At 74.6% G+C, this 24,921-nt stretch carries 22 protein-coding genes and 1 tRNA gene; 8 read left to right on the plus strand and 15 right to left on the minus strand.

Annotation, left to right across the window (positions count from 1 at the left end):
- Positions 1–379 precede the first annotated feature (379 nt).
- Positions 380–2,035 carry an acyl-CoA dehydrogenase family protein gene (locus QK442_RS04455; RefSeq protein WP_282692480.1) on the minus strand — a complete coding sequence of 552 codons (1,656 nt, stop codon included), beginning with the start codon at positions 2,033–2,035 and terminating at the stop codon, positions 380–382.
- Between the two features lie 86 nt (positions 2,036–2,121).
- A complete protein-coding gene (locus QK442_RS04460) occupies positions 2,122–2,733 on the minus strand; it encodes a TetR/AcrR family transcriptional regulator (RefSeq protein WP_282692481.1) in 612 nt (203 codons plus the stop codon).
- A gap of 200 nt (positions 2,734–2,933) precedes the next feature.
- Between QK442_RS04460 and QK442_RS04465 the strand changes: the two genes are divergently transcribed.
- Positions 2,934–4,262: a cytochrome P450 gene (locus QK442_RS04465; RefSeq protein WP_282692482.1), complete on the plus strand. Its 1,329-nt coding sequence runs from the start codon at positions 2,934–2,936 to the stop codon at positions 4,260–4,262.
- 1 nt (position 4,263) lies between these two features.
- On the opposite strand, the gene QK442_RS04470 is transcribed toward QK442_RS04465, so the two are convergent.
- Positions 4,264–4,746, minus strand: coding sequence for a hypothetical protein (locus QK442_RS04470; protein WP_282692483.1), 483 nt, complete (start codon positions 4,744–4,746; stop codon positions 4,264–4,266).
- 46 nt (positions 4,747–4,792) lie between these two features.
- The gene (locus tag QK442_RS04475; RefSeq protein ID WP_282692484.1) at positions 4,793–6,115 is read right to left on the minus strand and encodes a hypothetical protein; all 1,323 of its coding nucleotides are present in this window, start codon (positions 6,113–6,115) and stop codon (positions 4,793–4,795) included.
- Positions 6,116–6,273: 158 nt separating this feature from the next.
- Between QK442_RS04475 and QK442_RS04480 the strand changes: the two genes are divergently transcribed.
- Entirely contained in the window at positions 6,274–6,945 is a 672-nt protein-coding gene (locus QK442_RS04480; protein WP_282692485.1) for a 1,4-alpha-glucan branching protein, read from the plus strand.
- Positions 6,946–6,966: 21 nt separating this feature from the next.
- On the opposite strand, the gene QK442_RS04485 is transcribed toward QK442_RS04480, so the two are convergent.
- The 7 genes from QK442_RS04485 to QK442_RS04515 form a co-directional block, all read right to left on the minus strand.
- Positions 6,967–9,957, minus strand: a complete 2,991-nt coding sequence (locus tag QK442_RS04485) for a LuxR family transcriptional regulator (protein WP_282692486.1) — start codon at positions 9,955–9,957, stop codon at positions 6,967–6,969.
- Between the two features lie 222 nt (positions 9,958–10,179).
- Entirely contained in the window at positions 10,180–11,877 is a 1,698-nt protein-coding gene (locus tag QK442_RS04490) for a S8 family serine peptidase (RefSeq protein ID WP_282692787.1), read from the minus strand.
- 988 nt (positions 11,878–12,865) lie between these two features.
- On the minus strand, positions 12,866–13,732 hold the full coding sequence (locus QK442_RS04495; protein WP_282692487.1) for a GNAT family N-acetyltransferase: 867 nt from the start codon (positions 13,730–13,732) through the stop codon (positions 12,866–12,868).
- Positions 13,733–13,899: 167 nt separating this feature from the next.
- On the minus strand, positions 13,900–14,802 hold the full coding sequence (locus QK442_RS04500; protein WP_282692488.1) for a hypothetical protein: 903 nt from the start codon (positions 14,800–14,802) through the stop codon (positions 13,900–13,902).
- Positions 14,799–15,839 (minus strand): SPFH domain-containing protein, encoded by a 1,041-nt coding sequence (locus tag QK442_RS04505; protein WP_282692489.1) that lies wholly within the window; start codon positions 15,837–15,839, stop codon positions 14,799–14,801. Before QK442_RS04505 ends, QK442_RS04500 begins: the two co-directional genes overlap by 4 nt.
- Positions 15,840–15,932: 93 nt before the next feature.
- Positions 15,933–16,955: a DMT family transporter gene (locus QK442_RS04510; protein WP_282692490.1), complete on the minus strand. Its 1,023-nt coding sequence runs from the start codon at positions 16,953–16,955 to the stop codon at positions 15,933–15,935.
- Positions 16,952–17,761 carry a phosphatase PAP2 family protein gene (locus tag QK442_RS04515; protein ID WP_282692491.1) on the minus strand — a complete coding sequence of 270 codons (810 nt, stop codon included), beginning with the start codon at positions 17,759–17,761 and terminating at the stop codon, positions 16,952–16,954. The genes QK442_RS04510 and QK442_RS04515 overlap by 4 nt, the downstream gene beginning before the upstream one ends.
- 199 nt (positions 17,762–17,960) lie before the next feature.
- Between QK442_RS04515 and QK442_RS04520 the strand changes: the two genes are divergently transcribed.
- Together QK442_RS04520 and QK442_RS04525 are read left to right on the plus strand one after the other, a co-directional pair.
- The gene (locus tag QK442_RS04520; protein WP_282692492.1) at positions 17,961–18,563 is read left to right on the plus strand and encodes a TetR/AcrR family transcriptional regulator; all 603 of its coding nucleotides are present in this window, start codon (positions 17,961–17,963) and stop codon (positions 18,561–18,563) included.
- A gap of 29 nt (positions 18,564–18,592) precedes the next feature.
- Positions 18,593–18,961, plus strand: coding sequence for a DUF488 family protein (locus tag QK442_RS04525; RefSeq protein WP_282692493.1), 369 nt, complete (start codon positions 18,593–18,595; stop codon positions 18,959–18,961).
- On the opposite strand, the gene QK442_RS04530 is transcribed toward QK442_RS04525, so the two are convergent.
- Entirely contained in the window at positions 18,958–19,479 is a 522-nt protein-coding gene (locus tag QK442_RS04530) for a DUF309 domain-containing protein (RefSeq protein ID WP_282692494.1), read from the minus strand. The genes QK442_RS04525 and QK442_RS04530 overlap by 4 nt on opposite strands.
- 104 nt (positions 19,480–19,583) lie before the next feature.
- Here QK442_RS04530 and QK442_RS04535 point away from each other — a divergent pair.
- Positions 19,584–19,657, plus strand: a tRNA-Pro gene (locus tag QK442_RS04535).
- A 296-nt stretch (positions 19,658–19,953) separates the two neighbouring features.
- On the opposite strand, the gene QK442_RS04540 is transcribed toward QK442_RS04535, so the two are convergent.
- From QK442_RS04540 to QK442_RS04550, 3 genes are all read right to left on the minus strand, one after another.
- Positions 19,954–20,424, minus strand: a complete 471-nt coding sequence (locus QK442_RS04540; RefSeq protein ID WP_282692495.1) for a S26 family signal peptidase — start codon at positions 20,422–20,424, stop codon at positions 19,954–19,956.
- On the minus strand, positions 20,421–22,223 hold the full coding sequence (locus QK442_RS04545; RefSeq protein ID WP_282692496.1) for an ABC transporter ATP-binding protein: 1,803 nt from the start codon (positions 22,221–22,223) through the stop codon (positions 20,421–20,423). Before QK442_RS04545 ends, QK442_RS04540 begins: the two co-directional genes overlap by 4 nt.
- Before the next feature lie 71 nt (positions 22,224–22,294).
- Positions 22,295–22,468, minus strand: a complete 174-nt coding sequence (locus QK442_RS04550) for a hypothetical protein (protein ID WP_282692497.1) — start codon at positions 22,466–22,468, stop codon at positions 22,295–22,297.
- Between the two features lie 184 nt (positions 22,469–22,652).
- On the opposite strand from QK442_RS04550, the gene QK442_RS04555 reads away from it, so the two are divergent.
- The 3 genes from QK442_RS04555 (at position 22,653) to QK442_RS04565 (ending at position 24,754) form a co-directional block, all read left to right on the plus strand.
- Positions 22,653–23,222 carry a MauE/DoxX family redox-associated membrane protein gene (locus QK442_RS04555; protein ID WP_282692498.1) on the plus strand — a complete coding sequence of 190 codons (570 nt, stop codon included), beginning with the start codon at positions 22,653–22,655 and terminating at the stop codon, positions 23,220–23,222.
- A 106-nt stretch (positions 23,223–23,328) separates the two neighbouring features.
- Entirely contained in the window at positions 23,329–23,862 is a 534-nt protein-coding gene (locus QK442_RS04560; protein ID WP_282692499.1) for a redoxin domain-containing protein, read from the plus strand.
- A gap of 445 nt (positions 23,863–24,307) precedes the next feature.
- Entirely contained in the window at positions 24,308–24,754 is a 447-nt protein-coding gene (locus QK442_RS04565; RefSeq protein WP_282692500.1) for an SSI family serine proteinase inhibitor, read from the plus strand.
- Positions 24,755–24,921: the final 167 nt, after the last annotated feature.

The following is a 24,921-nucleotide window of genomic DNA, read 5'->3' on the forward strand; positions in this document are numbered from 1 at the left end:
TCTTCACGGGTGCGGTCTTCACGAGTGCGGTTCTCACGGTCGTGGGTCTCCTTCGGCAGGACGGGAGTCGGGGGCGGGGCCGCTCGTCCGGCCAGGAGAAGGGTCGGGTCATGGCTCTTCCTCGTGCTCCGGGGACTCTCCGACGGGCGGACCCGGTCAGGCCCGGCTCCGGTACCGCCGCATGAGATGCCGGCCGCACGCTCCGACGAGTACGGCTCCGAGGGCGACGAGGGCGGTGATCAGCACGGTGTCTCCTTCCGGCGGGGCCGACCCCTTCGGCCGACCCGTACGCGCACAAGAGACGGTGGGACCCGAAAAGGATTCGCCCCCGTCGCGGAAACTTTTCCACGGCGGGGGCGCGGGGCCGACGGGCCCGTCCTCACACCGGAAGCCGCGTCAGCACCCCCGCGAAGTCCGTCGCCGGCGCGAGGGTGCCGAAGGCGAGGCCCTGGTCCCCGGCCAGCCGGGACGCGCAGAACGCGTCGGCCACCGCCGCCGGCGCGTGCCGGACCAGGAGCGAGCCCTGGAGCACGAGCGCGGCCCGCTCGGCGACGCGGCGGGCGCGCAGCGGGGCGTCCTCGGTGAGCCGCAGCTCCTCCCGCAGACCGGACCAGGCCGCGTCGAGCCGCCGGTCGGCCCCGGCCGCCGCGTCGACCTCCGCCCCGAAGGCCGCCAGCGCCTCCGGCTCGCGGGCCAGGGCGCGCAGCAGGTCCAGGGCGCTGACGTTCCCCGAGCCCTCCCAGATGCTGTTGAGCGGGGCCTCGCGGTACATCCTCGGCATGCCTGACGCCTCGTCATAACCGTTGCCGCCCAGGCACTCCAGGGCCTCGGCCACGGCGGCGGGCTGCCGCTTGCACACCCAGTACTTCCCGACCGCGGTGGCAAGCCGCAGGAAGGCGCGCTCCCGCTCGTCGCCGAGCCGGGCGCGGTCCGCGGCGCCGGCGAGCCGCAGGCCGAGGGTCGTGGCGGCCTCCGACTCCAGCGCCAGGTCGGCCAGGACGTTCCGCATCAGCGGCTGGTCGATCAGCTTGGCGCCGAACGCCGAGCGGTGCCGGGCGTGGTGGGCGGCCTGGGCGAGCGCGCCGCGGATGCCGGCGGCGGAGCCGAGCACACAGTCCAGGCGCGTCATCGTCACCATGTCGATGATGGTCCGCACGCCCTTGCCCTCGGCGCCGACCAGCCAGGCGACCGTGTCGTCGAACTCCGGCTCGCTGCTGGCGTTGGAGCGGTTGCCGAGCTTGTCCTTGAGCCGCTGGACGCGGAAGGTGTTGCGGCCGCCGTCGGGCAGCACGCGCGGCACGAGGAAGCAGGACAGGCCGCCCGGGGCCTGCGCGAGCACCAGGAAGAGGTCGTTCATCGGCGCGCTGGTGAACCACTTGTGGCCACGCAACCGCCAAGTGCCGTCCGGGTGTTCCACCGCCGTGGTGGTGTTGGCGCGCACATCGCTGCCGCCCTGCTTCTCGGTCATGCCCATCCCGGCGAGCAGCCCGCGCTTGCCCGTCGGGGTGCGAAGTCCGGGGTCGTACGAGCGACTGGTGAGCAACGGCTCGTAGACCTTGGCGAGTTCGGGGGAGTGGCGCAGTGCCGGAACCACCGCGTACGTCATCGAGACCGGGCACAGGTGGCCCGCCTCCAGTGTCGTGGCCAGCATGAACCCGCCGGCGCGCGCCACATGCGCGCCGGGCCGCTCGTCGGCCCAGGCGGCGCCCGCGAGGCCCTCGCCCACCGACAGGTCCATCAGCCGGTGGTAGGCCGGGTGGAACTCGACCTCGTCGATCCGGTTCCCGTACCGGTCGTGGGTGCGCAGTTCCGGTTCGTGGCGGTTGGCCTGGTCCGCCCAGCGCTGGGCCTCCTCGCTCGCGACCACGCGGCCGAGGCGGTGCAGGTCCTCCAGGTGCCACCCGGCGCCCTCCCTCTCCACGCCCTCAAGGAGCACCGGGTCGGCCGCCGCGTCGTGACCGGTCAGCGGCGGAGGCTGGTTGGTGACGTCGTGCGTCACGGCGGTGGGACGGCTCTGGGGCGTGGCGGTGGTCATGGTGGCTGCTCCGGGAGGCGGGTCGGGACGGGGCGTGCGGGGCAGGGGCACGGCGGCGGGATGCGACACCGGCGTGCGGCGGCGGGCTACGGCGGCGGAGGGGCGCCCGCGCACCGCAGGGCCATGGCGGTGAGCTCGGCGAGCAGGGCCTCGGTGGTGGTCTTGTCGTCGGCGGCGAGCGGGTCGACCAGGACCTCGCCGACCGCGCCGGTCAGCGCGGCGGCGGTGATCTCGCCGTCCTGCTCCGGCAGCACCCCCTCGGCGACCCCCTCGCGCACCACCGCGGCGAAGAGCGCGCGGTAGCGGCGCCGGAAGTCCAGCCGCTCGGCGCCGACGGCGGGCTCGGCGGGCGCGGCGAGCAGGGCGTGGGCGAGCCCGCGGTTCTCCAGGGCCCGCCGCGCGAAGACCTCGACCCCACGGCTCAGCCGCTCGACCGGGTCGCCCGGCGGGGCCAGCACCTCGCCGAGCACGTGGACCTCGCGCCCGGCGGCGCGCCGGAACACCTCCACGGCGAGCGCCGCCTTGGAGGGGAAGTGCTGGTACACCGAGCCCGCCGCGATCCCGGCGGCGTCGGCGACCGCGGTCACCGACGCCTGGGACCAGCCCACCTCGGCGACGACCGAGGTGGCACAGGCGACCAGGTGCTCGCGGGCCGCTTCGAGCCGGCGGAGCTCGGCGGGCGTCTTGCGGTAGGCCATGAATGAAGTGAACCACCATTCAGGACTTCACGCCATGGGTCCGGCACCTCGCCGGACCCCGGGGCCGGGCGCCCGGCCGGGTGAGAGACGTGGAACCGGGTGTCGGCCGGCGCCCCCGCACCCCTACAGTGCGAGATGACCACTGCGAGATGACCACGCCGCCCCGCACGCCCGTGCGGACGCCGGAGAGGAGCACCGCCGTGCCCGACCCCGCACCCCCGCAGGCCCGGGAGGCGCCCGCCCCGGCGGGCCGCCCGGTCCCCGAACCGGAACCCGGGCTCGTCGAGCGATGGCACGCGGGAGGCGGCGAACTGGTCGACCTCCTCGCCCTCGTACGGGAACGGCTCGGCGGCGTCTGCGCGTTCCGCCCCGCGCCCGGCGCCCCGCCCACGGTGCTCGTCACCGACCCCGACGCCGTCCGGCACGTCCTCGTCCTCCACCCCGACCGGTACGTCAAGCGCTCCCACCGGGCCCGGATCCTCGTCGGCGACGGCGTCCTCTCGGCCACCGGCGACGCCTGGCAGCGCCAACGGCGCCTCCTCCAGTCCCAGTTCACCGGCCCCGGCATGCGCCGGTACGAGGAGCGGATCGCCGCCGCCGCACGGCTGACGGCCGCCCGCTGGGACGCGTACGCCCGCACCGGCGAGGAGTTCGACCTCGGCGGGGAGATGCGCCGCTTCGCCCTCGACACCATCTGGCGTTCCCTGACCGGGCATCCGCTCGACCCCGGCACCGAGCGCGAACTCGCCGCCGTCGCCGGGGTGGTGGAGGCCCTGCCCACCCTCCCCGCCGACGAGGCCGTCGCTCACTCCGCCGTCGCCGCCGAGCTCGCCCGGATCGACGCCGTCGCCGAACGGGCCGTCGCCACGGCCAGGGAGACCGGCGCGGGGCCCGAAGGACCCGGCCTGCTGCACGTCCTCGTCGAGGGGGCCGGGAACCGTCCCGCGTACACGGACCGGCTGATCCGCGACGAACTCGTCACCCTCCTCGTCGCCGGGCACGAGACCACCGCCACCACCCTCACCTGGCTGTACCTCCTCCTCGACCGGCACCCGCAGGCCCGCGAAGAGGCCCTCGCGGCCGGGCCCGACGGCTCACCCGAGCGGCGGCGGGCCGTGCGGGCGCTCGTCCACGAGACGCTCCGCCTCTATCCCTCGGCCTGGATCCTGCCCCGGCACGCCCCCGAGGCCGACACCCTCGCGGGCCACGCGATCCCCGCCGGCACCGACCTGCTGGTCTGCCCCTACCTCACCCACCGCGACCCCGGTCTCTGGCCGGAACCCGAGCGCTTCGACCCCACCCGCTTCACCATCCCCGGCCGGCACCCCGGACACCCCGGCGCCTACCTCCCGTTCGGCCTCGGCCCCCGCGCCTGCCTGGGCGTCCAGTTCGCCCTCCGGGAGACCACCGCCCTCCTCGGGCGGCTTCTGCCCGCCCACGCCGTCCGCGTCCTCTCCCGCCCGGAGCGGGCGGCCTACGGCATCACGGTCCGTCCCGACGGACCCGCCTCGGCCGCCCTCACCCCGTAGGTCAGCGCATCACGGAGGAGAAGGAGTCGAGCTGCATCCAGGTGACGGGGTTGGACGCCTGCGGGCCGTAGACCTTGATGGCGCGGGCCGTGTTGGCCTCCACGCGGACCGCGTTGATGCCGTAGCTGTTGTTGCGGGGCACGATGCCGCGGGTCAGCTTGGGCGGCTGGATCGTGGCCGGCAGGGTGCCGAGGGTGCCGTCGGCGGTGAAGTTGCAGGTGAGGGTGCCGCGGAACTGGAGGAACTCGGTGCCCGCCAGGCGGATGACCCGGGCCTGGATCGGGGCGGTGGCGTTGGGGGTGACCCCGGCCGCGGGGATGATGTCGGTCCAGTCGACGACGGTCTGGCAGCCGTCGGCCGGGTCCGCGGCGGCGGCCGGGGCGGCGGTGACGAGCGGCACGCCGACGGCGGCGACGGGCGCGGCGAGCGCGGCGGTGAGCAGGGAACGGCGGCTGGTCGACGCCGAGGGCGACTGCTTGGTCATGAAGGAATCCTCCGAAGTGAGGTGAGAACGAGGGGAAAGAGGAGGGTCAGCGCCAGGCGACCGAGACGCCGTCCAGGTCGATCCAGGTGATCGCGTTGTCGGAGTAGGCGCCGTACGCCCACAGTTCGCCGCGGATGTTGGCCTCGATGCGGCAGACGCACCGGCCGGTGTTGTTGTTCCGCGGCACGTTCTGCCGGGCCAGCCGGGTCGGGCGGATCCGGTGCGGCAGGGTCGCGATCCTGCCGTCCGCGGTGAGCGAGCAGTTCAGGGTGCCGCGCAGCTGGAGGTAGGTGGTGCCGGCGAGGGCGACGAGCCGGCCGCGCGGGCGCTCGGCGCCGGCGGTGACGCCGGAGGCGAGCGTGAGGTCCACCCAGTCCGACAGGACCTTGACGCCGTCGACGGCGGGCTTCGTCGGGTACCAGCAGACGGTGACGTCCCGCGAACCGGTCGTGCCGGGAACGGTGTTGCTGAACCCGAAGAGCAGCCGGGTCTCCTGCGTCGCCGGGTCGATCTCGACGGCGACGCCCTCCGGCTCGCGCCGCTCCAGGCCGTCCGCGCTGGTGACGACCTGGCGGTCGAGGCGCTGCCCGGTGGCCCAGTCGTACGAGGTCATGAAGGTGATGCCGGGGAAGGCGCTCGGCACCGTGTCCGGGTAGGTCTTCGTGTCGTACGGCGCCCAGTCGTAGGCGTACAGCACGCCGCCCAGCGTCTGGTAGCCCTGCGAGGTCAGGGTCTTCTGCAGCGGGTAAGGGGACGGCACGGACGGCGTGACGTTCTCGCCGGCCGGCATGACGAAGGTCGTGCCGACGGGCGTCCAGTCGCCGGCGGCGGCGAGGTCGGCGTCGTACCGGGTGAAGTGCCGCTTGCCGTCCTTGTGGTACATGACGGTCAGCAGGCCCGTGGTGGGGTCGAGCGAGGGCCCGGTGCCCGCCGTGGAGCCCGGCGGGGTGAACTTCTGCGCCTGCGGGATCGCGGTGGCGTCGAGCGTCCCGCCGTTGACGAACTTGAAGCGCGTGACGGACTTGCCGAAGGCGACACCGCTGCTGGTGATGTGCAGCGGACCGCACTCGGTCCACAGGTAGCTGTCGGCGCCGACAGGCTGACATCCCATCGACAGACCGTGCCCGAAACCCTTGAGCCGCATGGAGCCGGTGACCGCGCCCGTCGTGCGGTGGATGCGGTTCACGTACATGTTGCCGGAGTCGCCCGGCGCGGTGGCCGAGGACTCCAACTGGAGCACGAAGACGTGCCCGTTGACCGTGTCGGTGGCTATCGCCTGCGGGGCGGGCCCCTGCACCAGGTCGACCGTCTGGATCAGCCTGCCGGTGACACCCGACAGGTCGACGCCGTTGGCGTCCGTGAATCCCATGTTCTCTCTCCTGTGTGGATCACCTCCGGATCCACGTCCCCGGGATCATCACACGAGGCTGCGGCCGCGGGACAACGGGGCCGGGCGGCCGGACGCCCCCGGGGGACGCTCTGTTACGTTGACGGCCACCGGTCCCGAGGAGAGGAAGCGATCCGCCCATGGCCCTCATCCACCGCACCACGATGCGGCCGACCAAGCAGGAACTGCTCGCCGCCTGGCTGCCCACCCGCACGTGGTACGCCGCCGGGGCGGAGGCGCCGCGGCCGGTGAAGGCCGGCGGGTTCCGGCTCGACGACCCCGAGGGCGAGGTGGGCGTCGAGTTCATGGCCGTCACCGACGGCGAGGGCCCGGACGCGGTCGCGTACCACGTGCCGATGACGTACCGGGGCAAGCCCCTCGACGGCGCCGAACACGCCCTCATCGGCACCTCCGAGCACGGGGTGCTCGGCACCCGCTGGATCTACGACGGCGCCCACGACCCGGTCCTCGTCGGCCAGTTGTACGCGCTCCTCGCCGGCCGGGCCGTACCGCAGCAGCAGTCCGTCAGCGACGCCGTCGACCCGACCGTGGCCGCCGCCCTCGACACGGACCACGTCTTCGCCGGGGACGCCGAGCCGCTGGAGGCCGTGGACGGGGCCGACCACACCGACGTCCGCGTCCGCGTGCCCGGCGCCGCCGGAGCCCTCGCCCTCCGCCTCCACCGCGTGCTGCGGGCCGCCGACGGGCGGGAACCGGGCGACGGCGCCCTCGGACGGGTCACTGCCGAGTGGACCCCCGCCGGGGATGCCGCCGCCGTGCGCGGGGCGTACGTGACGGTCCACCGGGCCTGACCGGAGGCGCTCCGCTCCCGGTCAGGGGCGGAGCGCCGTCGCCAGTTGGGCGCGGGAACGGACGTCCAGTTTCTGGTAGATGCGGGTCAGACGGGCCTCGACCGTCTTCACGCTCAGGAACAGTTTCGCCGCCGCCTCCTGGTTCGAGGCGCCCTGGCCGACCAGGCGGGCCAGCCGCAGCTCGGCCTCCGTCAGGGAGGCGAGGGCGGTCGGCGGCTCGTCGCCGCCCGGTGCCGTGCCCGGCAGCTCGCCGGCCGGGGCCTCCGTGGCCAGCGCCAGCCACGGGGCCGCGCCCGCCCGCTCGAAGACCGTCGCCGCCGCGTGCAGCGCCGCCTGCGCCGCCGAACGCCGCCGCCGCTTGCGCTCCACCCGGGCCAGCGCCATCAGCGCCCGGCCCTGTTCCAGCGGCAGGCCCGCCTCCGCGAACCGGTCGGCCGTCCGGGTCAGCAGCTCCGCCGCCTCGTCGGTCCGGCCCTCCGCCGCCAGACACAGCGCCTGCGCCCGGTCGCACCCCAGCAACACCGTGGAACGGCCCAGCCGTTCGGCCACCGGACGCACCTCCGCGAGCAGGGAGAGGGCCTCCTCGACCGCGTCGTGGGCGAGCAGCGCCTCCGCCAGCTCCTCGTGCCAGCGCAGCATCGACGGGTCGACCGTCGACTGCGCCCGCTCGTCCGCCTGCACCCGCCGCAGCGTCTCCAGGGCCGCCGCCACATCGCCGTTGATCAGCTGGACCCGGCCCAGGGCGTACCGGCTGCGGGAGAGGAAGACCCGGTCGCCCTCCTCCTCCGAGGCCTGCACGCTGCGCCGCGCGTAGCTCGCCGCCCGGCTCAGGCTGCCGCCCGCGGTCTCGGCCAGCGCCAGCGCGTACCAGGCGGGCCCCGGCGACAGGCCCGCCTCCAGGGTGAGCGCCAGCGACTGCCCGGCGTGCGCGAGGGCCGCCGGGCACGGGCCGATCCGCGACTCGATCTCGGCGAGCGTACGGAACAGTTCGATCGCGTCCTCGACCGAACCGCGCCGCTGCACCAGCGGCAGCAGCGCGTTCAGCTCGTCCCGGGCGTCGGTCAGCCGGTCGTCGAACAGGGCATGACGGATCGTCAGGATCTGGGCCGCGTTGCGGATGCCGAGCGGGCGCTCCGCCAGCTCCAGCTCCCGCGCCCGGGCCAGCACCGGCTCCGCGTTCGGCGAGCCCAACGCCCGCTCCATCCGGGCCTGCACAGTCAGCGCCTGCGCCGTCGTGCGCGGGTCGCCCACCGATGCCGCGAGTGCGGCGGACTCCATCGCCGCCGTCCGGGACCGCTCCGGATCGCCGTCCGCCAGCACGTACTTGACGGCGAGCCGGAGCTGCACGGCGGCCCGGAGCGCGATCTCGCCCTCCGAATCCTCCATGGCGTGCACGTACATGTCGTCCAGGCCGGTCAGGCCCTGACCCGCCGTGTCGAGGACCGCGAGCCGGGCCCGTACCCGGTCGGCGGGGGACGCGTCCCGGGCGAGCAGGTCCGTGGCGGCCCGCATCGCCAGGTCGGCGCGGGCCGCACGGGCCGCCTCCTCGGCCGCGTCCACGAGCCGGGCGATCCGCCGGTCCCCGTCCCGGCCGGGCGTCGACTCGGCGGCCAGCAGGGCCAGTTCGGCGGCGAGCGCGTTGTTGCCGCGCCGCCGGGCGGTCTCCGCCGCGGCCGCCACCTCGGCGGCCAGCTCCTCGTCAGGACGGTCGGTGGCCAGCGCCCGGTGCCGTACCGCCTCCACCGGATCGTCCACGACCTCCGCGAGCGCCGCGTGGCCCGCGCTGCGCTCCGCCCAGCAGGCGTCGTGCACCAGGGTGGACGGCAGCAGCCCGGCGGTGAAGGCGAGCGAGCCGTCCTCGGCGAGCGACACCAGACCGGCCCGCTCGGCCGCCGCCAGGTCCGCCTCCGCGTTGGGCCGCCCGGCCCGGCGCACCAGCGTCGCCGAGGGGCGCAGCGCAAGGGCCGCGAGCAGCAGGGTGGCCCGGACCGGCGGGGGAGCGGCGCCGAGCAGCTGGCGGGCGAGGTCCCGGGCGCGGCCGGAGAGCGTCAGCGCCTCGGCGTGGTGCACCGGCGTGCGGGCGTCGGCGAGGGAGCGGCCGACGGCCAGCGCGAGCCGCGGATTGCCGCCGCTGGCGCGGTGGATGCGGCCGGCCATCCGGGACGGCAACCGGTGGTGGATGAGGAGTTCGGCGATCTCGTCGGCCTGGAGCGGCGGCACGAGCAGCAGATCGGCCTCGGACGGCACCCACAGGTGCGCGGAGTGCGCCGCGTGCCCGGGGTGAGGACAGCCGGGGGCGCCGGTGCCGGTCTTCGGCCCGTCGGCGGGGTGGCTGTCCCCGTACGGCTCCGGGGTCTCGACCGCGATCACCCGCAGCGACGGCGGGGCGAGGTGGAGGGCGAAGCGGAGCAGGTCGGTGCTGTCGGGGTCGAGGAACTCGGCGCCGTCGACGACGAGCAGCACCGGCCCCCGGCCGGTCAGCGCGCGCAGGATCCGCGCGATGCCCAGGCGCAGCGCGATCGGGTCCCAGCCGCCCTGCTGGATGGGCGCCTCGCGGCAGAGCATGGCGACGGCGGTGCGCTGAGGCCCCGGCAGGTCGTCGAAGACGCCCGAGGTGAGGACGCCGGAGGACAGGACGTGCGGGGCGCCCGGGACGGTGGCGCCGGACGGGAGGTCCTCCCCCAGGGGGACAGCTTCGGTACGCGGCCCCGGCGGGGCGACGGTGGCCGCCACCGAGGCCACCAGGGCGGCCGCGGCGGCGCCGGGGATCGCGCGGTCGGCGGGGAGGGCGGCGAGCCACAGCACGGTCTCGCCGCGGGCCTCGGCCCGGGCGGCGGCGGCCAGCGCGACCTCGGTCTTGCCGACGCCGGCGGGCCCCGTGAGCAGGGCACGGCCACGGGCGTGCAGGACGTTCTCCAGACGGGCCAGCAGCTCCTCGCGGCCCACCGGTGCCGGGGGCCCGGCGGTGCCGGGGGCACGTGCGGGCAGGGGGCCGTGAGGAACCGTCGTCACCTGTCGTCACCTCCGCCCGTGGGCCCCGCCCATGAGCCCTGCGCAGAGGATACGGAGCCCACCGGCCCCGTCCAGGGGTCGTGTCCGGCATACGGACAGCCGACCCCGCTCCCGAGCCCCTTCCCCCTATGCGCGACACCCCCGTGGTGTAGACCACGGGGGTGTCGCTGACCAGCGGTGATGCTGGTGTGGGGGGTGGTGGAACGTGGGGGGAGCGGTGGCTCAGAAGGTGAGGCTCCAGGAGTCGATGTAGCCGGTGTCACCCGAGTACACATCGCGGACCTGGAGCTTCCAGGTGCCGTTGGCGACCTCGCTGGAGGCGTCGACCGTGTACGTCGCGAGGACGTTGTCGGCGCTGTCGGAGGAGTTGGACGTCTTCAGATTGCGCACCGTGCCGTCGGGGGCGACCAGGTCGATGACCAGGTCCCCGCGCCAGGTGTGCTTGATGTCCACGTCGACCTTGAGGTCGGCGGGGGCGTTGCCGGTGAGGCCGGTGACGGCGATCGAGGACGACACGGTGGTGTTGTCGGAGATCGTCACGTTGGCGTCGTTGGTGAAGACGGTGCCGGGCTGGGTGGTGCCGCCGGTGACCGCGTCCACGGTCTTGGCCGCGTCGGCGATGCCGGCGCCGCAGCCGCCGGAGCAGGTGCCGGGCAGCGGACGGGCGTTGCTCTTGATCGCCGACTCGATCTCGGCCGGGGTCAGGCTGCTCTTGGCCGACTTCAGGAGGGCGGCGAGGCCGGCGATGTGCGGCGCGGCCATGGAGGTGCCCTGGTAGGGCTTGTAGTTCTCGGTCGACTGGACCGTCGTGCCGGAGTTCAGCGTGGAGAGGATGCCGTTCTCGGGGGTGGTGACGGTGCCGGGCGTGTCGGTGGCGCGACGGGTCTCGCCGCCGGGGGCCGACACGTCGATGATGGTGCCGTAGTTGGAGTAGAACGACCGGTTGCCCTCGCGGCTGGTCGACGCCACGGTGATGACGTTGGCGCAGTTCGCCGGCGTGAAGCCGGAGGCGTTGGCGTTGCTGTTGCCCGCCGCGACGACGACGGTGGCGCCGCGCGCGACGGCGCCGTTGATCGCGTTCTTGTAGACGGTCGGGCAGGTGGAGCTGGCGCCGCCCAGGCTCAGGTTGATGACCTTGGCCGGGTTCGGGTTCGCCGGGACGCCCGCCACGGAGCCGCCGGAGGCCCAGGTGATGGCGTCGGCGATGTCGGAGGACGAGCCGCCGCACTTGCCGAGCACGCGGATGGGCTGGATCTTCGCGTTGTACGCGATGCCCGCGATGCCCTTGCTGTTGTTCGTGACGGCGGCGATGGTGCCCGCCACGTGGGTGCCGTGCCAGGAGGAGTTCGACGCCCGCGAGCCGGTGCCGCACTCGCCGTCGGTGGCGTTCCAGTCGCCCTCGTCCTTGGGGTCCGCGTCGCGGCCGTTGCCGTCGCGGGCGTCGGCGGAGGAGGAGATGAAGTCGTAACCGGCGACGACGTTGGACGCGAGGTCCGAGTGGGCCGCGTAACCGGTGTCGATGACGGCGACGGTGACGCCCGAGCCGGTCGTCTTGTCCCAGGCCGCGGGAACGTTCATGCCGCCGGTGGCCTCGAAGAGGTCCCACTGCTTGGCGTAGTCGGTGTCGTTCGGCGTCACGGCCATCGGGTAGGCGCGGATGTCCGGCTCGACGGTGGCGACGGACGGGTCGGCGCGGAAGGCGGCCATGACCTTGTCCACGTCCTGCTTGGAGGCCGAGTCGCCCAGGTCGACCAGGGCGCTGCCGCCGGTGAGGCGCCGCTCGAAGGCGAGCTTCTCGCCCGTCTTCGCGGCCTTCTCGGCGGTGTCGGTCTTCGCGGCCTCGTTGGAGCGGGCCTCGGCGGCCTGGCTCTTGTAGGTGACGATGACCTTCTCGACGGGGGCGCTGGGAAGCGCCTGCATCGCCTGCGAAGCCGGAGCGGGCTTCGGGGCGGGTGCGGCCGGGGCGGCGGCGAACGCCCCGGTGGTGGTGGCAGTGGCACCGATGATCGCGGCGGTGGCGACCACGGATATGACTCTCCGCCTGGAACCGTTCAAGGTGGATGGCCCTTTCGAGTACGACGTAGGTGCGGAGCAGTGGCGGCGGCGCGGGAGTCGCGGTGCGAAGTGGGGTCGCGGCCGTGGTCCCTGGGCTGGGGGGCCCGTGCGCCGCCACCGGCGCCGACGGCCCGGGTCAAGGCCGTCACCGGCGGCTTGCGTCCCCGCATGCACCTGTCAGGTGCGCTGGGGGATGTTATCCGCCGGTGCGGAGGACAGTAGGGAACGGGGAGGTGAACGCGATACGGGGAAAACCCTTGTCACCCCTCAGGGGCGGGGAGGGGGACCCTTGGGGGAGCCGCCGGAGAGAGCCCGCGGAGGGATCCGGAGGGGCGGGCCGCGGAGGGGTACGCGGGGCGGGGGAGTTACGTGGGCGGAGGGGACGCGGGGAAGGGCGGGGCCGGGTGGGACGACCGCCTCCGGTCCCGAGCGAGCGCCCTCCCGCCTCGACCGGGACCCGGCCCGCCTCGGCCGGGACCCGGCCCCGCCGAAAGCGCCTTGCCGTGGCCCGAGGGCTCTGGGACTGGCCGAAAGCGTCTTGGCTCGGCAGGGAATCCGGTCCTGGCCGAAAGAGCCTTGGCCCGACCGAGAATCCCGGTCCCGCCGAAAGTGCCTCGCCTTGACCCCGGAACCCGGCCCTGGGCAAAAGTGCCTCGCCTCGACCGAGAGCCCCGGTCCCGGCCGAAGCACCTTGGCCCGACCGAGAATTCCGGCCTTGGCCGAAGCGCTTTGCCCCGGTCCGTGAATCCCGGCCCCAGCCGAAAGCGCCTCGCCTCGGCCCGCGAACCCCGGCCCCAGTCGAAAGCACCTCGCTTCGGCCGAGAGCCCCCGCCCCGGTTGAAAGCGCCTCGGCTCAGCCGAGTTCGAGGGTCGTGACGCCGAAGATCCGCTCGCGTGCCACCGGGCGTACCGGGCCGGTGTACATCCGGGCGGTCTCGAAGGTCGGGGTGAGTCCGCGTTCCTCGGCGAGGTGTGCCGCCGCCGGGTTGGTCTCCGGCATGTCGACGGCGATCGACCGTGACCCGAACTCCCGTGCCGCCTCCGCCAGGGCGTCGAGCAGTGCCGCCGCGTCCGCCGGGCCGTCCGCGAACAGCGGGCCCACGCGCGCCTCGCCCTGCGAGGGCCGGACCACGCCGTAGCCGGTCACCCGGCCGTCCACGACCCGGGCCAGGGCGCGGTGCCCCGGTGTCGTCAGCCAGGCGGAGAGGAACCGGGGCCGTTCGGCGTGGTGGCAGGCGGAGTCGTACGCGGCGAGCAGCGCCGGATCGACCCGCGCGGCCGGTACCACCCCGGTCACCGGCCGCTCGGGCGAAGGGACTTCCCCGACATAACGGGCGGTTCGGTAGGCGGGGGCGAAACCGGATCGCCGGTAGTTCTCCTGCTGGGCGGGCACCCCGTCGAGCCCCACCGCCCGGTCGCCCGCGTGCGCGAGCCCCGCCCGCCAGGTGGCGAGCCCGAGCCCCTGCCCGCGCAGTTCGGGCCGGACCAGGTAGAACCCCAGGAAGGCGTACGCGTCCCCGTAGGTGACGACCGAGACGGCGGACACCGGCTCGCCGTCGATCCGCCCCAGGAAGAACCCGTCAGGATCCTGCGCGAAGAAGGCGTCGCCGTCCGCCCGTCCGGGGTTCCACCCCTCCTCGGCGGCCCAGGCCCGGACGAGCTCCCACTCCGCGCGGGTGGCGGGGGCGACGACGAGCGAGCCGGGGGAGAGGGAGGTCACGGGCGTTCCTTACGACGGGTGGGTCACCGCACGCGGAGCAGGCCGAAGGGCCGGCTGAAGCGCCGACTGAACCGCTTCACCGTAGCGTTCCCGCGCCCGCCTCCCGTCCCCCGCCGATCGATTCCGGCCGCCCCTCCGACCGCTCCAGGGTCGCGCTCCGCCGCAGGTCAGGCCACCAGCCGCAGACGGGTCTCGGCGACGGCGAGACGCACGGCCTGGCCCCACGTCAGGTCGAGCGCGTCGGACTCGACGCCGTCGCCGAAGGCGACCAGGCGGTCCGACTCGACGGTGAGGCGGAGGCCCTCCGAGGGCCCGAGGAGCCCTTCGACTCGGCTGGTTCCGGTCGCCGGGGACGGCCACGCCTCGCGGACGAACCAGGCGAGCCCGGGGTCGGTCGGCGAGGGCAGGGCGAGGGCGCTGGACCGCTGCTGCCAGAGCGAGCGGAGCCAGCCCGTCGCCCCGGTGCCGGTCCCGGCCAGCACCCCCGAGGACGCCTGGGCCTCGGACCCGGCGCCCCCTTCCCCCTCCGCGTCGAGGGTGTAGCGGGCGGTCTGGTGGCCGGCCGGTCCCACGTAGATCTCGTTGAGCGCGAGCAGCCGCCGCCCGTCGTCCGTGGTCGCCGCGACCATGGTGAGCTCGTCGGCCGCGACCCCCGGCCCGGCCGCGTACGGCAGCAGCCGGCGCGCGTCGGCCGGCCGGTGCCGGACGAGTACGCCGGGGTTGCGGCCCGGGTCGGCGTCGATGCCGACGACGGGCTGACCGGTGAGGTACTTGGCGGTGTTGGCGACGAGCCCGTCCTGGCCGACCACCACGACCACGTCCTCCGGCCCGAAGAGGAACCGGTCCAGATCGGCGCGCTCCACCGTGGTCTGCCGCCAGGCCGGCGGCACCGCCCCGGCGACGGCCGTCAGCGCCCGCCGCATCCGCTCGTGCCGCTCCCGGACCTCGTCGACCGAACGCCCCCGCGCGCCGAGGAAGAACGCGGCCTGCCCGTGCGTCCCGTGCCGGGCGAGCAGCTCCTCGTACTCCGTCCTGCGGTGTACGAGGACCGCCCGCGGCGCGAGGCTCACGCCCCCGCCCCCGCCCCCGCCCCCGCCCCTGTCCCCGTGCCGTCGCCGCCGCCCAGCTTCGCGAGCAGGCCGGTGAGGACGTCGGGGGAGAGGGTGAGGTGCTCGATCCGGGGCAGCTGCTCGGCGGCCCGGGTGAGGGCCAGGGCGTGCAGGACGGCCGGATCGGCGGTCGCGTGCGCCCGGAGCCAGGCCGTCTGCGCCTCGGCCCGGGCCTCGCCGACCTCGCGCGCCGCCTCCGCCTCGGCCCGCGCGAGGCGCACCTTCCGTACGGCCTCGGCCTCCGCCCGTACCGCGTCGGCGGCGGCGGACTCCTCCGCCTCGCGCCGCGCGTTGGCGCCGCGCTGCTCGACGAGCCGTTCCTCCTGCCGGGTCAGCTCGATCCTGCTGGCGAGCTCGTTCTCGGCGATCGCCCGCTCGCGCTCGACGGCGACCGCGCGGCGCTCGTACGTGGCCCGGTCGGCCTCCTGCTGGATCTGCTCGCGGGCGGGGGTCCGCAGGGCCCGCTCGACCTCGGGTTCGGGCCGGATCGCGACCACTCGGACGGCGACCACCTCGATCCCGGTCGCCGGCAGCCGGGGCTCGCCCGCGAGCCCGTCGGTGATCCGCTCCCGCACCGCCGCCACCCCGTCCGTCAGCGCCTGCGCGAGCGGCGTGCGGGCGAGCACGTCGAGCGCGTGCTGCTGGGCGGTCTCGGTCAGCGGGGTCGCGATCTGCTCCAGCGGGGTGCCGCGCCAGACGCCGGTGTCCGGATCGATGGAGAAGTCGAGCCGGGCGGCGGCGGTCGCGGGGTCCCCGATCCGGTACGTGACGGAGGACTGCACGCTCACGTCCTGGAAGTCCGCGGTACGGGCGTGGAACGCCATCGCGAGCTCCCGGTCGTCCACCGGCACCTCGGAGAGCGCGGCCCCGAGCGGCCGGAACCAGAAGCTGAGCCCGGCGCCGTCGTGCGCGAGCCGGCCGCGCCGCTGGTGGCGGATGTGGGCGGTGGGCGCGGAGCGCAGATGGCGCCAGCCGGCCCGCTTGGTGATGTCGGCCATGAGAGAACCCCCTTGTCGTCACCCTGACGATAGATCCGGATTCCGGTTGTCGTCAAGGTGACGCGAAGGGGGTGGGGGCAGGCGCCGCCCCGGTCAGCGCGCGGGCTCCGTCTCCGGTACGGAGGCGAGGGCCCCGCCCAGCGCCTCGGCCAGGCCCGCCACCCCCGACTCGGAGGGCGCGGACGGCACGGGCGGGTGTACGGGCTCCGCCGGGGCGGAGGGCTCCGCGGCCGCAGGGCCGCCCGCGGTCAGGAGGACGACGCCCCGGGCCGCGACCAGCGCCGCCGCGACGGCGATCGCCCAACCCCGGACGCCCGCCCGGAACGTCTCGCCGAGCAGCGCCACGCCGATGACGGCGGCCGCGGCCGGGTTCGACAGGTTCACCACCGCCAGCGGGGCGGCGAGCCCGCCCCGGTAGGCGGCCTGTGAGAGGAGGAGGCCGCCCACCGCGAAGGCCGAGATCAGCAGCGCGAGCAGGGCGGTCTGCCACCAGGACGGCCGGGCGCCGGGCAGGCCGAGCGTCAGTGCGGCGGTGAGGGTCTGGGTGAGCGCCGAGGCCACTCCGGAGGCGATCCCGGAGGCGGTGGCGTGCCCGAGCCCTCGCGTCCGTACGCCGCCCTCCGCACGATGCCCCCGCCGCCCGGCCCCGGGCAGGCGGCCCCCGGCGAGCGCCGCGATCAACAGCGCCGTCGCCGCGGCGACCGCCAGGGACTCGCGCAGGCTCAGCGCCTCGCCGGGTGCGGCGGGCCCGGTGACCGCGACGAGCCCGACCAGACCCGCCAGGGTCCACAGTGCGCCCCGCCACTCGGTACGGGTCACCCGCCGTCGGGCCGTGTACGCGCCCAGCGGCAGCGCCACCACGAGGGTCAGTGCGCCGAGCGGCTGCACCAGCGTCAGGGGCCCGTAGTGGAGGGCGGCCACGTGGGCGAGGGCCCCGGCGGCGTTGAGGCCGACGGCCCACCACCACTGGCCGCGCGCGAGCAGCGCCCGCAGCGCCCCGCGTCCCGACGGGGCAGAGGGGGTGGCGGCGAGCCGCGCCTGGCCGACGGCGGCGAGCGCGTACCCGGCGGCGGAGGCGAGCGAGAGGAGTACCGCGAACACGGTGCCGACGCTCATCGCCGGACCTCGGCGGGTACGGCGGCGGTCTCGACCCTCTTCGGGCGCTGTGCGATGACGGGCGCCGACGGCCGCGGAGGCATCGGTACGACCCACAGCGCGAGGCCCAGCAGGACCGCCGCGGCGAGCGCGTCGAGCCAGTAGTGGTTGGCCGTGCCGACGATCACGAGGAGCGTCACCGCCGGGTGCAGCAGCCACCACCGGCGCAACGGCGAACGGGTCGCGGCGATCAGGCCGATCGCGACCATCAGCGCCCAGCCGAAGTGCAGCGACGGCATCGCGGCGAACTGGTTCGCCATCGAGTCCGCCTCGGGGACGGCGCCGTACACGGACGGGCCGTAGACCCGCGCGGTGTCGACCAGACCGGTGGCGGCGAGCAGCCGGGGCGGCGCGAGCGGCAGCAGGATGTGCAGCGCGAGCGCCGCGCCGGTGACCAGCGCCAGGACGCGCCGCGACCACAGGTAGTGGGCGGGGCGGCGCCAGTACAGCCAGGCGAGGAAGGCGATCGTGGCCGGGAAGTGCACGGCCGCGTAGTAGGTGTTCGCGGTCCGGACGAGCGGTTCGCTATGCAGCAGCAGTTGCTGAACCGCACCCTCGCCGGGGAGGCGGAGGGCCCGCTCGGCGTCCCACACGCGGTCGGCGTTGTGGAAGGCGCGGGTCTCGTGGCCGTTCGCGAGAAGCCGGCCGAACTTGTAGACGAGAAAGAGCCCGGTGACGAGCAGCAGCTCGCGCAGGAGGGGCGGCCGCCCGCCCTCCGCCCCGGGGGCGGGACGCGACCCGCTCACCCCGCGTATCCGGGTAGCCATGGCGCGGCACTTCCCATCCGTCAATCCGTCAACCGGTCAATCGGTCAAATCCGCAACAAACGGAGGAACTCTAGATCCGATCTCATCGAGACGCAAACGTCTCGATACGTTTGCGTCTCGATTGCGCACCCCCTACTCTCGTCCGTGCAGCCTTCTCTCGTCCGCGCAGAGAGGTCCGGAGGATTCCGGGAGGAAACCGATGTCCACGCAGGCCGCCACCGCCGCCGCCCGCCGCAGCAAGATCACGCCGGAGCGCGAGGCGGAGCTGTACGAGGCCGTGCTCCGCCTCCTGCGCGAAGGCGGCTACGACGCGGTGACCATGGAGGGCGTCGCGGCCCTCACCAAGTGCGGCAAGGCCACCCTCTACCGGCAGTGGGGCACCAAGCCGCGGCTCGTCACCGCCGCCCTCGCCTCCCGTCGCTGCGCGCTCTTCACCGGCATCGACACCGGCACCCTCGCCGGCGACCTCCACGAGGCCGCCCGCGTCGCCTCCGCCCGCCACGCGCGCGACACCGAACTCATGGAGGCCGTCGCCCAGGCGTACCTCCACCACCCCGACCTGCGCACCGCCCTGCGCGAGACCGTCATCGCCCCCGAGGTCGCCGCCATCGACGCGATGGTCCAGCGGGCCGTCGAGCGCGGCGAGGTCGCCGCCGACAACCCCGCCATCGCGTTCGTCGCGCCCAGCCTCATGGGCCTGCTCCGCATCGAGCGGCTCCTGGAGGACCGCTTCCCCGACGCCTCCGCCGCCCGCGCCTTCGTCGACGCCGTCCTCCTGCCCGTCCTGCGCGTCGACGGGTGAACCGCGCCGGGGCCGCGCACCCTGGAACCATGCCCGCCGCCACCCCCGACGTCCGCGTCCGCCGCGTCTGCGAACCCCCGTCCCCCGACGACGGGATCAGGGTCCTCGTCGACCGCCTCTGGCCGCGCGGCCTCGCCAAGGCCGACGCCCGCGTCGACGCGTGGCCGAAGGCCCTCACCCTGTCCACGGAACTCCGCCGCTGGTACCACGGCCCCGGCGAGGGCGACCACGACGAGTTCCGCCGCCGCTACGAAGCCGAACTGGCAGCCCCCGAAGCGGCCGAGGCCCTGGGCCGGCTGCGTACCCTCGCCGAGGAGGGGACGGTCACCCTCCTCACCGCCGCCCGGCACCCCGAGACCGGTCACGCCGCCGTCCTCAAGGGCGAACTGACCGGCTAGCAGCCCGCCGGCCGGGGCGCCTCGGCGGCGGCGTCCGGCGGAGCGGCACCCCCGGCGGCCCCTCGCTCCACCCGCGCGGCCAGCTCCCCGGCCCACCGCACGAGCCCGGCGACGTCGACCCCGTACGTCTCCCCGCCCCCGGCGGCGTACCCGGAGACCCGGCCGGCGCCCCGCAGCAGCAGCCGTGCCCCGCCCGTCGCGTTCCCCCGGGCGGCGTGCGTCAGCCCCACGGCCAGCTGCGCCAGCCCCTGCCACAGCTCCCGCTCGCCGACCGGCCCCGACTTCCACGCGTCCTCGAAGACCTCGTGGGCATGGAACGGCATCCCCGCGTCCAGCAGCCGCTGCGCCTCCCGCAGGGTCTCCCCCGGCCCCCGCACCACCCCCTCGGGCTGCCGAGGCACCCCCACCGCCCCGCGCGGCAGAGGCCGCCCGAGCCCGTCCCGGGGCCGCGCGTTCCGCGCCCGCCCCTCCGCGTCACGGTCCCGGCCGCGCGAAGCCCCTCGGGAGTCACCACTCATCCCGCCATTCTCCGCCCCGTCACCCCGCCGCGTGATCTCTCCCCCCGGAGTGAGGTAATGTTCTCCTGCACGCCGACGCGGGAAACCCCGCCGCCGACGGGCACCGGGACGTGGCGCAGCTTGGTAGCGCACTTGACTGGGGGTCAAGGGGTCGCAGGTTCAAATCCTGTCGTCCCGACTCGAAGGAGTCGCAGGTCAGGGGCCGTTTCAGAGCAATCTGAAACGGCCCCTGACCGTTTCTGGGGACCAGTGGGGGCCGGCCCGTCCTGGCCGTCGGCGAGCGACCACGAGGGGGCTCGGCAGGGGCTGGCGCCGGAGAAGGTCGCGCCGGCATCCCGTGGTGCTGCCTTCCCTACGACTTCCCGCTCTGGAGCACGGCCTGCGGCTACTTCGCCGAATGAGCCGACGAGGGCGTGTCGAGGGTCGCGGTGGCCCCGGGCGCGGCGACGCCTTCGCCTTTCTCGCCCGTGCCGGTCACAGCGGAGCGGGCCCGATCGCGCGGCCTGCGACGGGTTCGCGGGGGCGGCCGCGGGCGACGACCACACCGAGCACGGAGGCGACGGGGACGTAGCCGAAGTGGCGGGAGTCCTGGGTGCGGGCGCCGTCTCCGCGGACCACCAGGCAGTCCCGGGGGACGTGGGTCGTGTCGACGGCCGGGCGGACGTCGTCCGGGACCGGGGCGCCCGGCATCGCCGTCACGCGCTTGACCAGCCACCGGACGTCCGTGTCGGCTCCCGGTACCGGATTGCGGAAGACCACGGCGTCCCCGGACCGGATCGGTGCCCGGCGGCGTACCAGGAGGCGTTCGCCGTCCCGGTACGTGGGCGCCATGCTCGACCCGGTCACCCGGACCAGGGCGAAGCGCGAGCGTACGGCGCGGACGGCGACCACGGCTCCGGCGCCCGCGGCGACCGCGGCCGCCGCCGTCCGTACGACGTACGTCACCGTGCCGCCTCCGAGGCGTCGTCGCGGTCGGTGTAGCCGGCGGCCTGGAGCGTGAACAGCCGGGCGTAGTGGCCGTCGCGGTCGGCCATCAGCCGTTCGTGGTCGCCGAGTTCGACGATGCGGCCGTCCACCAGTACGGCGATGGTGTCCGCGTCCCGCAGGGCGCTGAGCCGGTGCGAGACGAGCAGTGCGGTGCTGCCGGCGCGCTGCCGGGTCAGCGTGCGGTGGACTTCGTGTTCGGCCTCCGGATCGAGACCGGAACTCGGCTCGTCGAGCACCAGGAGGTCGGCGTCCGCCCGCATGAGGGAGCGCGCCAGGGCCACCCGCTGCCACTGGCCGCCGGACAGGTTCACTCCGTGCGCGCCGCCGTCCTCGTCGAGGTGGACGCGGCTCAACTGCGTCAGGTAGCCGTCCGGCAGGCCGGCGAGGAACTCGTCCATGCCGGCCAGGGCCGCGGTACGGCGGATCCGCTCGTGGTCCCCGAGGTGCGGCAGGTCGCCGACGCCGATGTTCTCGCCCGCCGTCAGGTCGTACGCCATGTAGTCCTGGAAGGTCACGCCGATCCGGCGGCGCAGGGCCTCCACGTCCATGGTGCGGATGTCGGTCCCGTCCCAGAGGATCGCGCCGCGCTCCGGGTCGTAGAACCGGCAGAGCAGCTTGATCAGCGTGCTCTTGCCGGCGCCGTTGCGGCCCACGAGGCCGGTGGCGCATCCCGCGCGCAGCGTCAGGTCCACGCCGCGCAGCACCCATGGCCCGTCGGAGTCGTAGCGGAACCATACGTCTCGGAACTCGATCCGGTCGCGAAGAGCGGGCACGGGACCCGCCCCCGCCGGCAGATCGTCCGGTGTGTCCATCAGGTCGAGGTAGTGGCCGAACAACCGCACCGCCTCGGCGGCCGCCCCCGCCTGCATCACGACCCCGCCGAACGCCCCCTGCACGCCGACGGCCGCGGCGATGAACAGCGTCACGTCCCCCACGGTGAACCGGCCCCGGGCCGCACCGGCGACGACCACGACCAGACCCGCCCCGACGACCGCCGCGTTGAGCACGGCGAATCCGGACTGGACCCAGGCGCCCCGCCGTTCCACCGCGAGCTCCGCCTCGGTGGCGTCACCGAGCGCGCGCACCAGCCGGCCGTGCAGGAAACCGCCGAGTCCGAACAGCCGGATCTCCTTGGCGGCCCGCGGATCGGTGAGCATCGCACGGTAGAACAGCCGTCGCCGCTGCTTGCCCGACGTCAGTTCCCAGACCGCCACCTGGCGGCGGGCCAAGGAGAGCCGCGCCACGAGGGCGGCGCTCCCGACGAGGAACAGCAGACCCGCCATGGGCGGCCAGACGGCGAGGAGCGCGCCCGCGAAACCGCCGACGGCGGCGAGAGAGCGAACGACCTCCTGGCTGAACATGACGATGTTGTGCGGCGCGTCCTGGGACGCCTGCTGAGCCAGCCGCAGTCGGTCGTGGAAGGCCGGGTCCTCGAAGCAGCGCAGCCCGTGGAACTCGTTCACCTTGGCGAACAGGGTGCGCTCCACCGTGACGGCCAGCCTTTGCCGCACCAACTCATCAAGATACGCGGCCAGTTGGAGCAGCACCGCGGAGGCCGCGCCGAGCGCCGCCACCGCGATGCCCAGGATCATGGCCCGGCCGGAGTCCAGGTGCGAGCCACGGCCGAGTTCGTCGAAGAGCAGCTTGCTCAGCCAGGCGGCCGTGACGGGCAGGGCACCGACCACCACCGTCGTCGCCAACAGCACGCACGCGGCCGGCGGGGAGGCCCTGAACTGCAGCAGCAGCGCGACACCCACCGCGCGTGCCCGGAGCCGGGTCCCCGAAGTGGCCTGCGGGGACCCGGCTCCGGAAGGTGACGGGGTACTGGTCAGCACGGCGCCGTGGTGCGGGCCTTGCATATGCCGTAGCAGTTCATGTACCACTTCACGCCGTTCTTGCAGTAGCAGTACGTGCCGTGCTCGGGCACGCACGCCCCCGCGCGCTCCTCCTTCAGCAGGAGCCCCAGCAGCTTGTCGCCCATCGTTCCGATCACACGGGTCATCGCGGACCTTCCGTAGCAGGGTTCGTGAGACAGGAGCTTGATCTGCTCCAGCCCGTTTCGAACGTAAGTTATGTGTCCAACGGAGCGCAATACGGAGGGTGTTGAAGGTGTCGCTGTTGCGGAAGCGGCATTTGGGGCTACAGTGCGTTCGGCCCAGTCGTCTAGGGAAGTCGGGGGCCGGTTCATGGGGTACGTCCTACTCTCCTGCCGACTGCTCCTCGGCGTTGTGTTCGCGGTCTCCGCGGTCGGGAAACTGCGCGGCGCCACGGCCTTCAGGGCCTTCGAGGGAGCGACTCGGAGCATGGGGGTCCCGGGACGTTTCGCCCGGCCCGTAGCCGTGGCGGTCGTGGGCGCGGAGTGCGCCGTACCGGTCCTGCTGGCCGTCGGCCCCGCGGGCGCCCCCGGGATCGGCCTCGCGCTGGTCCTCCTGGCGGCCTTCACCGTGGGGATCGCCGGCGTCCTCCGTCGCGGAACCCGTACCTCCTGTGCCTGCTTCGGCGCGTCGAGCGCGGTGATCGGACGCCGCCACCTGGTCAGGAACGGACTGCTGCTCCTGTGCGCCGGGATCGGCGCCGGCTGCGCCCTGGGCGGGGTGTCCTCCGCCACGCATGCCGGCGGTGTCGTGATCGCCGCCGTCGCCGCTCTCGTGGGAGCCCTGCTCGTGACCTTCACCGACGAGCTGGGCGAGCTGTTCGGGACGGGGCCGACCAGGCCGGCCGCGCCGATCCGCCGGTCTCCGCGCTCCCCGGCGTGACGGGGTCGCTTCCCGGTCCCGCGACAGGGGGCTGCCGCCCGGCCTCGCCCGCAGCCGTCCCGGCCGTCCCTGCCGTCTCAGCCGTTCCTCACAACGGAGAAATCTCATGCCCTTTCTGGCCGCCGCCGTGGCGCTCCTCACGATCCTCTGTCTGCTCAACCTCGTACTGACCTTCGGGGTCATCCGGAAGCTGCGCCTGCAGGCCGACCAGCGGGCGTCCGCGGCGGCCGACGAACTGATGCTGCCGCCGGGCTCGCCCGTACCGGACTTCACCGCCGTCACCACGGCCGGCGAGACGGTGACCCGTGACACTCTGGGCGAGACGCTCATCGGCTTCTTCTCGCCGGACTGCACGGCGTGTGCGGAACGGCTGCCGAAGTTCGTCGAGCTGGCCCGTGAGCTGGACGGGGACCGCAGCGTGCTGGCGGTCGTGCACGCGGAGAAGGGTGAGGCCGCGGAGGAGATCGCGGCGCTCGCGGCGGTCGGCCATGTCGTCGTCGAGCCGCAACAGGGCCCGATGGGCACCCTGTTCAAGGTCGAGGGCTACCCGATCTTCGCGCTTCTGCCCGGGGACGGCCCGGTGACAGCCACCGCCTTCGACCTCGACAGGCTCCCGCTGAGGGCCACGTCCCGCGCGTGAGGCGCTGGTGATCCTCATGGTGTGAGGGCGCGGAGCGGACCGTCTCGCCGGCATGCACGCCCCGTCGGACACCGATGTGGCCTCGAACTCGTTCCTGAGGACCGGGATGGTCGGCCGGGGGCTGATGCTCGCCGGACCTCCGTGTTCCGGACGAGCATGGGCGGGCACAGAAGGTCCAGAATCGAACATCTTTCGCTATGGCGCAGGTCAGTGGATCGTTCGACCTTGGACCGTCCGCCCCGCCGCCCCTTCGGGCGGCGGGGCGAAGCCCCGGAACACCCCCTCCCAACTGGCCGAACGACCGGTCGGCAGGGGGTTGTTCGGGGATTCCAAGGAGCGCGGCCGGATTGTTGCGACCGCGTGTGCGATCACCCTCCGCGTCGACAAGACTCCGGTGCGCAGCCGATCGGCTCGCATCTCCCGTCACCCCGCGAAGGGACACCCCGTGCGCTACTTCCGTACTCTCGGCGCCACCGCGTTCGCCACCGCGACCGGCCTCGCGCTCGTCGGCACCGCGTTCACCGGCGCCGGCACCGCAGAGGCGGCGCCCTCCAGCCTCTACACGCCGTCGGCGCTCGTGCTCACCCTCGGCGAGGGCGCGGACCCCGCGGCCGCCACCGTCGTCCGCGCGGTCACCCTGACCTGCGCCCCCGCCCCGTCCGGCAGCCACCCCGCCCCCGACGCGGCCTGTGCGGAACTGGCCGCCGCGGACGGCGACTTCACCACCCTCACGGCCTTACGGGAGGACCGCCCCTGCACGCGTGAATGGAACCCGGTCACCCTCACGGGCGACGGCGTCTGGCAGGGCCGACGCGTCACCTGGTCGACGACCTACGGCAACCCCTGCGAACTGCGCGCCCGCACGGCGGAGGGGGCGGTCTTCGCGTTCTGACGGCCGCCCAGGACCGGCTCTCTTCATGGGTATCCGGCACGCCGGGGGAAACCGGCGCCCCGGGGCGGGAGTTCGGCCGCCCGCACGGCTCCGGGGCGTTCTGGTCCCGCGTACCAGGGCGGGCGGTCGCTTTCGGAGCCGGTGACGACACGTCGTGCGTCCCGGCG

It is taken from the genome of Streptomyces sp. CC208A (assembly GCF_030010625.1).
In the GTDB taxonomy this organism is placed as follows: domain Bacteria; phylum Actinomycetota; class Actinomycetes; order Streptomycetales; family Streptomycetaceae; genus Streptomyces.